Origin of the sequence: Trinickia sp. (assembly GCF_051953955.1) — a bacterium.
Taxonomy (GTDB): Bacteria; Pseudomonadota; Gammaproteobacteria; order Burkholderiales; family Burkholderiaceae; genus Trinickia.
Genome location: NZ_JBQCIF010000049.1, coordinates 1 through 10440 on the forward strand (window position 1 = coordinate 1; position 10440 = coordinate 10440).

7 protein-coding genes are annotated in these 10440 nt (G+C 62.4%); 1 reads left to right on the forward strand and 6 read right to left on the reverse strand.

Features of this window, described 5'->3' with window-relative positions; translation table 11 throughout:
* Nucleotides 1–165 precede the first annotated feature (165 nt).
* The 3 genes from ACTHNZ_RS09420 to ACTHNZ_RS09430 all read right to left on the reverse strand — a co-directional run bounded on the left by ACTHNZ_RS09420 (nt 166) and on the right by ACTHNZ_RS09430 (nt 1398).
* Nucleotides 166–501 (reverse strand): helix-turn-helix domain-containing protein, encoded by a 336-nt coding sequence (locus ACTHNZ_RS09420; RefSeq protein WP_440542238.1) that lies wholly within the window; start codon nt 499–501, stop codon nt 166–168.
* A complete protein-coding gene (locus ACTHNZ_RS09425) occupies nt 498–827 on the reverse strand; it encodes a type II toxin-antitoxin system RelE/ParE family toxin (protein WP_440542239.1) in 330 nt (109 codons plus the stop codon). Before ACTHNZ_RS09425 ends, ACTHNZ_RS09420 begins: the two co-directional genes overlap by 4 nt.
* A 94-nt stretch (nt 828–921) precedes the next feature.
* The gene (locus ACTHNZ_RS09430) at nt 922–1398 is read right to left on the reverse strand and encodes a hypothetical protein (protein WP_440542240.1); all 477 of its coding nucleotides are present in this window, start codon (nt 1396–1398) and stop codon (nt 922–924) included.
* A 740-nt stretch (nt 1399–2138) separates the two neighbouring features.
* Here ACTHNZ_RS09430 and acnB point away from each other — a divergent pair.
* Complete coding sequence (gene acnB / locus ACTHNZ_RS09435; RefSeq protein WP_440542241.1) at nt 2139–4724, forward strand: bifunctional aconitate hydratase 2/2-methylisocitrate dehydratase; 2586 nt, start codon at nt 2139–2141, stop codon at nt 4722–4724.
* Between the two features lie 122 nt (nt 4725–4846).
* Here acnB and ACTHNZ_RS09440 read toward each other — a convergent pair whose 3' ends face one another.
* From ACTHNZ_RS09440 to ACTHNZ_RS09450, 3 genes are all read right to left on the reverse strand, one after another.
* Nucleotides 4847–7363 (reverse strand): glucose/quinate/shikimate family membrane-bound PQQ-dependent dehydrogenase, encoded by a 2517-nt coding sequence (locus tag ACTHNZ_RS09440; RefSeq protein ID WP_440542242.1) that lies wholly within the window; start codon nt 7361–7363, stop codon nt 4847–4849.
* Nucleotides 7364–7574: 211 nt separating this feature from the next.
* Nucleotides 7575–8972 carry an ATP-dependent RNA helicase DbpA gene (dbpA, locus tag ACTHNZ_RS09445; protein WP_440542243.1) on the reverse strand — a complete coding sequence of 466 codons (1398 nt, stop codon included), beginning with the start codon at nt 8970–8972 and terminating at the stop codon, nt 7575–7577.
* A gap of 747 nt (nt 8973–9719) precedes the next feature.
* A partial coding sequence (locus ACTHNZ_RS09450) for an RHS repeat-associated core domain-containing protein (protein ID WP_440542244.1) occupies nt 9720–10440 on the reverse strand: 721 nt, incomplete at its 5' end.

Genomic DNA, 10440 nt, shown 5'->3' on the forward strand with positions numbered 1-10440 from the left:
CCCTCCGCGAAGATGCGAGACTGCGTGCACAGTTTTCCACCGAAGGTTTGGAGGGCGAGCTGTCGCGGCGGTTGATGCGGGCTTCGGGATATGGGGTGTAACTGCATAGCCGAAGCGATCGAAGGGGGCGCTATCACGGAATCATGCCGTTCGTGCCGCAGTGAGTCAGCCGACGACCACTTTGACCGGCTTGCCAACGCGGGCCAACATGTCCACCAGCGCATCAATTGTGAATTTGCTGGCCTTCTGGTTCACCACATCCGACACGCGAGGCCGCGAGACATGCAGTATCTCGGCCGCCTCGGCTTGCCTCAGATGGTGGTCCTCGATCCACGAGGCCAGCTCGCCCATGAGTTGCGCCTTCAGCGCCAACGTTTGACTGATCAGGGCACGCGACTGCTCTTGATACAACCGCGCCTCCTCGGGCGCGAAGCCCAGTTCGGCAAACAAGTTCGCGCCTGGCTTCGTCACGTGGCGGACACGCGTGTCCACTTTGCTCATTTCTGTTCCTTCCTTTCTCGCATCACCGCACGGTAGCGGCTCGCAGCAATTTCCTTGTCCTGCTTGGACGTAGCCTGCGTCTTCTTCTGGAAGCAATGCAGTACGTAGATCGCCGCCTCGAACTTCGCCACGTACATCACCCGATAGATCCCATGATCATCTCGGATTCGCAATTCGCGCACGCCGGCTCCAACATCGTCGAACGGTTTCCAGTCGTCTGGATCTAGCCCGGCCTGAACCCGACCAAGCTGGAAACCCGCTTCCCGACGCTCCAGCCTCGCCGGGTGCGCCGCCGCGTGGATATCCTTGAGCGCAAGAATGGTCACGTACGTTTAGACCTGCATGCTCGAACATGCAGACCCACGAACTCCGCCCAGCGCCCGGACAGGCAAGCGGTGAATGTGCTTCGCACTGCCACCGCTATCGAGGTAAAAGGTCTTGGTCCGCCAATCGGATTTCGATCGCATTCGCGATTTCGACGTGATCCGGATTGTCAGCGGAGAACACAGTGTCCGCGACGCTCACGATGATCGTTCCAGTTTGCTTCTCTCCTTCCATGACGGGCAGCAGTTCCGCCGCTTCGGGGAGTTGCTCGCTCACGATCGCTTGCGGAAGATAGAGCATCCAGCCAACCCCCGGTCGCTTGGGGAACACCTGATACGTGGTGTAGTACCGTAGCGGGCCGACTTCGATGTAGAAGGCGCCAGGGCATATGTCAAGCAGTCCAAGCATGAGTTGTTGCATGTTTCTCGCGCTGTCAAGCGCGTCGACCTCGTCGAATTGCAGATCGAACAAGCAGATCGGCGAATCAGGATTAGATGAAAACGAAACAGAGAGCACCCCGCCCTTTCCTTTCTCGCTTCCGCTCCATACGCCCGTACTCCGATAGTTAGCCATTCCGTCCTTCCCGTCCTGCACTCGCTGGATCTCGAGCGCGGCAGGCGTTGGACCGCCGCAGTCGAACGCACGGTATGCAAGGGACTTCTTCCGCGTTGGGGCTGCCGGATGCCAAATTTCGATTGGAAGACCGAATGGTTCGAACAGTTGTGCGATTCTCCAGATGGTCCGAAGGTGTTCCTCTCGTGACGGGAGAGTCGGCTGTTGAAGTCTGAATGCCAAAAAAACGTTCATTTTACGGATAAAGTAAGGCTGGGTCGTCGGCCAGCGTCGGATCGACCTTGCGGATGCTGTCTTGCACGGCCGATATGAACTTTCGTTCTTCCTCGGTCAAACACATTGTTCTATCGTTGCGCATGTCTTGATACGGACTTGGATATGAGCGGTAGGTTGATGGCGATCGGCGCCGAATGCCGCACGGCCGCAGTTGCATCGAGTTATTTTGATTGCGTACCGCGGTCATCGCTGTCGCGGTGGAAAAATTAGGACCAACGGAAGTGCGGGAAGTAAACCGGGTCGTCGCCCGGCTCACTGCCTGTCTTCAATTGTCGAGGGATTGAGGGCGCAGGCGGCGCGTCTCCTCCCTAGGCCGGGCACGCCCCGCGACCAACTCTTATATAAGATATAAGACATTTGACGCTTCACCGGATCGCGGTTAAAATCCCGCTCGCAGCAGCGTCCGGCATGGTCCGGAACGCCGGACGAACCTCCCACTGAAACGTCATACCAGCAGGTCCCCCATGCTTGAAAACTTTCGTGCTCACGTGGCCGCGCGCGCCGCGCTCGGTATTCCCCCCCTGCCGCTCACGGCTCAGCAAACGGCCGAGCTCGTGGAACTGCTGGCGAATCCGCCCGCCGGCGAAGAGCAGACGCTGCTCGATCTGATCACCCACCGCGTGCCCGCCGGCGTGGACGAAGCCGCCCGCGTGAAGGCAGGCTTCCTGGCCGCAGTCGCCAAAGGCGAAACCGCCAGCCCCCTGATCTCGCGCCAGCGCGCCACCGAATTGCTCGGCACGATGCTCGGCGGCTACAACATCCAGCCGCTGATCGAGCTGCTGTCGGACGCCGAAGTCGGCGCCGCAGCCGCCGATGCACTGAAGAAAACCCTCTTGATGTTCGATCAGTTCCATGACGTCAAGGAATTGGCCGACAAGGGCAACGCCAACGCGCGCGCCGTGATGCAAAGCTGGGCCGACGCCGAATGGTTCACGAGCCGCCCCGAAGTGCCGCAAAGCCTGACCATCACGGTCTTCAAGGTTACGGGCGAAACGAATACGGATGACTTGTCCCCCGCCCCCGATGCCACCACGCGCCCGGACATCCCGCTGCATGCGCTGGCCATGCTGAAGAACGCCCGGCCCGGCATCACGCCCGAAGAAGACGGCAAGCGCGGCCCGGTCAAGTTCATCGAGTCGCTGAAGGAAAAGGGCCATCTCGTTGCCTACGTGGGCGACGTGGTCGGCACGGGCTCCTCGCGCAAATCGGCCACGAACTCGGTACTCTGGTTCACGGGCGAAGACATCCCCTACGTGCCGAACAAGCGCTTCGGCGGCGTGTGCCTCGGCGGCAAGATCGCTCCGATCTTCTACAACACGATGGAAGATGCCGGCGCCCTGCCGATCGAGCTCGATGTCTCGAAGATGGAAATGGGCGACGTCGTGGAGTTGCGCCCTTACGAAGGCAAAGCGCTGAAGAACGGTGAAGTGATCGCCGAATTCCGCGTCAAGTCCGACGTGCTGTTCGACGAAGTGCGCGCCGGCGGCCGCATTCCTCTGATCATCGGCCGCGGGCTCACGGCGAAGGCACGCGAAGCGCTGGGCCTGCCCGCTTCGACGCTGTTCCGCCTGCCGCAGCAGCCAGCCGACAGCGGCAAGGGCTTCTCGCTCGCGCAAAAGATGGTCGGCCGCGCATGCGGCTTGCCCGAAGGCCAGGGCGTGCGCCCGGGCACGTACTGCGAACCCAAGATGACGTCGGTAGGCTCGCAGGACACCACGGGCCCGATGACGCGCGACGAACTGAAGGATCTGGCGTGCCTCGGCTTCTCGGCCGATCTCGTCATGCAATCGTTCTGCCACACCGCCGCCTATCCGAAGCCGGTGGACGTGAAAACGCACCAGACGCTGCCCAACTTCATCAGCACGCGCGGCGGCATCGCGCTGCGCCCGGGCGACGGCGTGATCCACTCGTGGCTGAATCGCATGCTGCTGCCCGACACCGTCGGCACCGGCGGCGATTCACACACGCGCTTCCCGATCGGCATCAGCTTCCCGGCGGGTTCCGGCTTGGTGGCCTTTGCAGCCGCCACCGGCACGATGCCGCTCGACATGCCGGAATCGGTGCTCGTGCGCTTCAAGGGCAAGATGCAGCCGGGCGTGACGCTGCGCGACCTCGTCAACGCGATTCCGCTCTACGCGATCAAGCAAGGGATGCTCACGGTCGCGAAGCAAGGCAAGAAGAACATTTTCTCGGGCCGCATCCTCGAAATCGAAGGTCTGCCCGATCTGAAGGTCGAGCAAGCGTTCGAATTGTCGGATGCATCGGCCGAGCGCTCGGCCGCCGGTTGCACGGTTCATCTGAACAAGGAGCCGATCATCGAATACCTGAACAGCAACGTCACGCTGCTCAAGTGGATGATCGCGCAGGGCTACCAGGACCCGCGCAGCTTGCAGCGCCGCATCACGGCGATGGAGCAGTGGCTGGCCGACCCGCAACTGCTTTCCCCCGATGCCGACGCCGATTACGCAGCCGTCATCGAGATCGACCTGGCCGACATCCATGAGCCGATCGTCGCCTGCCCGAACGATCCGGACGACGTGAAGACGCTGTCCGACGTGGCCGGCGCCAAGATCGACGAAGTGTTCATCGGCTCGTGCATGACCAACATCGGCCACTTCCGCGCCGCATCGAAGCTGTTGGAAGGCAAGCGCGATATCCCCGTCAAGCTGTGGGTGGCTCCGCCGACGAAGATGGATCAGAAGCAGTTGACGGAAGAAGGCCACTACGGCGTGTTCGGCACCGCCGGTGCCCGCACCGAAATGCCGGGCTGTTCGCTGTGCATGGGCAACCAAGCGCAGGTGCGCGAAGGCGCGACGGTCATGTCGACGTCGACGCGCAACTTCCCGAACCGGCTCGGCAAGAACACGAACGTGTACCTCGGCTCGGCGGAACTGGCGGCGATCTGCTCGCGCCTGGGCAAGATCCCGAGCAAGGACGAGTACATGGCCGACATCGGCGTGCTCAACGCCAACGGCGACAAGATCTACAAGTACATGAACTTCGATCAGATCGAAGACTTCAAGGAAGTGGCCGACACGGTGAAGGTGTAAAGCTGCTGGCTATGGAGTATGGGGTATGGCGTGTTTTTCTCGTCGTAACCCCAGCCTAGCAACGCGCAATGACGCCGCGGGTTTTCAGCCCGCGGCGCTATTTTTTTGGGCGGCCGCTACGCTCACTGTTTCGGCAACGCATACGCAATCACGTAATCCCCGAGCTTCGTCCCGAACGATCCGTGCCCGCCCGCGGCGATCACCACGTATTGACGGCCGCCCGCCGAATACGTCATCGGCGTGGCCTGACCACCGGCCGGCAGACGCGCACGCCACACTTGCTTGCCGTTGTCGACGTCGAAGGCGCGGATGTAGTCGTCGGCCGTCGCGCCGATGAACGCCACACGGCCCGCCGTCACGATCGGGCCGCCCAGCATCGGCATGCCCACTTTGAACGACAGCGGAATCGGCGTGCTGTCGCGCGTCGTGCCGATGCGCTTCTTCCAAACGATTTGATTCGTCTTCAAGTCGATCGCCGAGATGTAACCCCACGCGGGCTGCTTGCACGGCAGGCCGAACGGCGACAGGAACGGATTCAGCGTCACGCCATAGGGCACGCCATATTGCGGCTGCACGCCCGCTTCCGTGCCGCTGCCCTTCGCCCCGGCTACGGGCTCCATGGGATTGCCCGGGCCGCGCGGAATCAGCCGCGAGACGAACGGCAACGCGATCGGGTTGGCAATGGCGATTTGACGATCGGTATCGACCGCGATGCCGCCCCACTCGAACATGCCCAAGTTGCCCGGGAACACGAGCGTGCCCTGCAACGACGGTGGCGTGTAGATACCGTCGTAGCGCAGCCTGTGGAACATCACGCGGCAAACGAGCTGGTCGTACATCGTCGCGCCCCACATGTCCGCGCCGGACAGATTCGCTTTCGGGCGGAACGTGAGATCGGAAAACGGCTGCGTCGGCGAGACATGATCGCCGGGCGCGGCGCCCTGCGGCACGGGCCGTTCGGGCGCGGGCACGACGAGTTGACCCGTGCGGCGGTCGAGCACATAAAGATTGCCGGTTTTCGCGGGCGCGTAGACGACGGGGATGGTTTTGCCGTCGCCGGCCGTGATGTCGGCCAGCGTGGGTTGCGAAGGCTGATCCATGTCCCAAAGATCATGATGCGTGCTTTGGTAGAACCACGCGAATTTGCCCGTCGACGCATGCAGCGCCAGCAGGCCGCTCGCGTAGCGCTCTTGCAGCGGCGTGCGGTGTCCGCCCCAGATGTCGGGCGTCGACACGCCCATCGGCAGATAGACCATGTCGAGCTTCGGATCGTAGGCAGCAGGCGCCCACGAGTTCGGCGAATTCCACGTGTAGTGCTGGCCGGGGCCAGGAATGGCGTTCGGGTCCTGCGCGCCCGGGTCGAACACCCAGAGCAGCTTGCCCGTGCGAACGTCGAAGCCGCGAATCACGCCCGACGGCTCGCGCGTCGAGAAGTTGTCCTCGACCGAGCCGGCGACGATGATGACCTTGCTCGTCACGACGGGCGGCGAAGTCGGTTCGTACATGCCGGGCGTCGTCACGGGCTCGTCGTGCTGGAGATCGAGGTCGCCATTGTTCGCGAAATCGGCGCAACGCTGGCCTGTTTTCGCATCGAGCGCGTAAAGGTGCCCATCGTTGACGGGCAACAAGACTCGGCGCGTGCAAAGCCCCGACGATGCGGCGACCGCTGCAGCCGCCGATGGTTGCGGAGCCGAGGCGGCATCGCTGGCCGACGCATCATCGTTGGCCGCAGCCCCGGTGGCTTGCGCATCCGAGGACGCCTGCGCGGCCGCGGCAGCACCGTCCCCCTGCACCGCGCCCGATGCGTCGACGCTACCCGAAAGGTCCGCGTAGGAAACGCCGCGGCAAGTCACGTGCTGGAACGATGGATCCGCCTTCAGCTTCGGATCGAACTTCCACTTCAACTCGCCCGTCTGCGCATCGAGCGCAAACAGAATTTGGTGCGGCGAGCACAGATAAAGCATGTCACCGATCTTCAGCGGCGTCACTTCGTTGGTGATTTCGACCGGATCATTCGGACCTTTCATGTCGCCCGTCCGAAATATCCAAGCGACTTTCAAGTTCTTCGCGTTCTCTGGCGTGATTTGCGCAAGCGGCGAGTAGCGCGTGCCTTCCGGCGTGCGCCCGTAGTCGGGCCAATCGACGGCATCGGCCCCGCTGGCCGGCGCCGGGGCCGGGGTGGCCGTTTGTGCGCTGAACGTGCCGTTCACCGTTTGCGGATCGTTGAACACCGCATAGACGAGCACGATGCCCCAAATCACGAGCGCGCCGAGCAGCACCCCCACGGCCGTGCCGCGCGGCGGTATCAGCGAGGGACTCACGACGAGCAGCAGCCATATGCCGAAAATGACGAGCACGTCGCAGCGCGGCACGAGCGCCCAAAAGTCGGGACCCGACTCCCAGAGCGCCCATCCCGCCGTGCCGATCAATACGACCGCATAGAGCAGGAAAGCAGCCGGATGTCGCCGCGCGATCAGCCAAGCCACGGCGAGCAGGACGATCCCCGTCGCGATGTAATACGGCGATCCGCCGACGGCCAGCAGCCATACGCCGCCGATGAGGAGATAGAGCGCGGTGAGCCCGCAAAAGATCACGGACAGTACGTTGACGACGCGCATTGGAGTCGAGACGGTGGACATGGCTGGCCTTAACCTTCCCTGGGTGACGGTACGAAAGAACGGAGCACCGCTTTGCGCGGCATCGCGCCCGATTGACTGCGATGCGCAGCAAAAACCGTTCCGAACCCGGCTCGGCTTTATGCTTCATAACGCGCCGCGTGATCGCGCTGGTCCGCCGCGCGCAGGCGCGACGCAAGCAACGAGCGTACCTAACGGAGGGAATGAGAGAGGACTACTCGTCCATCAAACGGACCTTCACTTTCTTGCCTTTCACCTTGCCCGCGTTGAGCTTGCGCAGCACATCGCGCGCGATGCTTCGCTCGACCGCGACATAGGTCGAATACTCGGTCACGTTGATCTTGCCGATCTGTGCGCCGCTGAAGCCCGCTTCGCCCGTCAGCGCGCCCAGGACGTCGCCGGGACGGATTTTCTCCTTGCGTCCGCCGAGAATCTGCAGCGTTTCCATCGGGGGCAACAATGGCGCATCATCGGTCGCCGTCAGCTCGGAAAGCGCATGCCATTCGACCTCTCGGTTTTGCGCTTGCTCGATGCCGCCGACGCGGCCCATCTCGTTCATGCTCGCGAGGCTCAGCGCCCAGCCGTCCTGGTCCGCGCGGCCCGTGCGGCCGATCCGATGCACGTGCACTTCCGCGTCCGGCGTCACGTCGACGTTGATCACGGCTTCGAGCTGCGCGAAGTCGAGCCCGCGTGCTGCGACGTCCGTGGCGACGAGCACCGAGCAACTGCGGTTTGCAAACTGGATCAACACCTGATCGCGTTCGCGCTGATCGAGCTCGCCGTGCAGCGCCAACGCATGAAAACCCTGCGCTCGCAGCACGTCGAGCAGATCCCGGCATTGCTGTTTCGTGTTGCAAAATGCGATCGTGCTCACGGGACGGTAGTGATTGAGCAGCAGGCCGACCGCATGCAAGCGCTCGTCTTCCTTCACTTCATAGAAGCGCTGGCGAATCTTGCTGTCGTCGTGACGTTCTTCGAGCCGCACTTCCTTCGGACTGCGTAGAAACCGCTGGCTCAGTTTGGCAATGCCCTCGGGATACGTCGCCGAGAACAACAGCGTTTGCCGCTCCTTCGGGCATTGACTCGCAACGTTGGCGATATCGTCGTAAAAGCCCATGTCGAGCATCCGGTCCGCTTCGTCGAGCACGAGCGTGTTCAGCGCGCCGAGCGCGAGGCTCCCGCGCGCTAGATGATCCATGATGCGCCCCGGCGTACCCACGACGATGTGCGCGCCATGTTCAAGGCTCGCTGCTTGCGGCGCGATCGGTGTGCCGCCGCAAAGCGTCAGCACCTTGATGTTTTCCTCGGCGCGCGCGAGCCGGCGGATTTCCTGCGTGACTTGATCGGCAAGCTCCCGCGTCGGGCACAGGACCATCGCTTGCACGTCGAAACGGCGGGCGTCGAGCCGGGCCAGCAATGCGAGCGAGAAGGCGGCCGTCTTGCCGCTTCCTGTCTTCGCTTGGGCGATCAGGTCGTGCCCTGCCAGCGCGGCAGGCAGGCTCGCCGCCTGGATCGGGGTCATGACGACGTAGCCGAGCCGCGCGAGATTGGCGAGCGTGGCAGGTGCGAGCGGAAGCTCGCTGAAGGGCATGGCGGTCGGTTTGGCGGTCATTTCGTGCGTCGTCGAATACGGGCTGGAAGGCCGCATTATGGCATCGGACACGGCACGGGCCGGCTCGCAAGATGCCCGTGCTGACAATGCCCTGACCAGGGCTGCAATGAAGGAGGAGAACGACACTGCGCCTCGGCCTATCGTTCGCTGCCGGAAATGTCACAACGCCAGCCCGATCGGGTCGGAAGACAGATACTGTCCCGACCCCGGATCACATTACAAGGCGGGCTTGCCATCACCGCCGCTTAAATGACAGCGGGCCTCGCAAGCGGCCCTCTGTCATTACGACACTTGCTTTCCGTCGACCCATAACCCGGGTTTTGTCTCAGTCCCGCCTTTCAGAACGAATTCGCAACCGATGAGTCGCTCTTTGTTGACATAGCATGTTCCAAGGTGCCGCGATGTCGAGACAACGTAATAGTCCAACGTCTGGTCTTCGTTTAGCAAGCAAAGCTCAGAAATAAGGCTCTCTATGCCGAATGTCGTTTTGTTTAACCGTCGTGAACTGTCGAGTCGCCGCTGCGCCTGGCTAAGCGCAAAACGGACCGAGCAGTGCTGAACGCCGATGGGACGCGCACTCAAGTCAGGCGATAGCAAGACGCTGCGCAGTTCATTGGCCCAAGAAGTATCGGGACGTTGATCCAACAACTGTATTAAGTACGAGACGGTAGTCATTTGCACCCCTCGCGCGACACGGTGACGCCTGTTCTCGTCCCTTCTTGCAGCATCTCGGGTTCTCCCCACTGATTAATGTGGGTCCAAGCCCCAACGCCACGCATCACCGGGTCCAGGCGCCCCAACAGGAACACTTAGCAATACCCCGCCTGGACCGTCCTTATTTGCATGATCAAGCGCAAGGTCTTTGCTCTTCGTCCAAGACACGTATTGACTTTCCCCCGTGCCTCCGCCTTCAGCATGTTCCTCTGGCGTCATTTGCGCGCTCGGATTCGCCGGCCGGACGATGCCTCGCTTTGCTTCTTCGATAGCCGGGTGTTTCGCGCTGACGCCGCGATACAAGAAGCTACACGAAGCGAGCCCGAGCGGGTCAAACGCCGCTGACGGAACGGCGACGTAGCCGTGAGTTCGCAACCCACCTGCAAGCCCAATCGGGTCAACACTCAGGTACTGCCCCGACTCCGCATCATAGTACCGGTTCAGGTTGTAATGTAACCCCGACTCCTCATCCTCCCACTGCCCCGCAAACCGCAAGCTAGTATCGAATGCCGCGCCGGTACCCGTTGCCTCGTTCGCTGCGCCCTTGGCAGGCAAAATCTTGCCCCATACGCTGGCCGCGGCACTCCACACCCGCTCCCCTGCCTGCGTAAATACCGCTTTCGGCATCCCAACCTGATCGGCCAGGATCGGGTAAAGCCCCTCATCCGTTTCCTGCGCGAGCGGCGCATAGTCCGACGGTGAGATATGCCACGTTACCGCGCGGCCCGTCGTGCCGTCTCGCTTCTCCTCCCAA

What these genes read in the sequence shown, in the direction of transcription:
- ACTHNZ_RS09420 (WP_440542238.1), bottom strand. Translation starts at nt 501, where the DNA reads ATGAGCAAAGTGGACACGCGTGTCCGCCACGTGACGAAGCCAGGCGCG.
- ACTHNZ_RS09430 (WP_440542240.1), bottom strand. Translation starts at nt 1,398, where the DNA reads ATGGCTAACTATCGGAGTACGGGCGTATGGAGCGGAAGCGAGAAAGGA.
- acnB (WP_440542241.1), top strand. Translation starts at nt 2,139, where the DNA reads ATGCTTGAAAACTTTCGTGCTCACGTGGCCGCGCGCGCCGCGCTCGGT.
- ACTHNZ_RS09440 (WP_440542242.1), bottom strand. Translation starts at nt 7,363, where the DNA reads ATGTCCACCGTCTCGACTCCAATGCGCGTCGTCAACGTACTGTCCGTG.
- dbpA (WP_440542243.1), bottom strand. Translation starts at nt 8,972, where the DNA reads ATGACCGCCAAACCGACCGCCATGCCCTTCAGCGAGCTTCCGCTCGCA.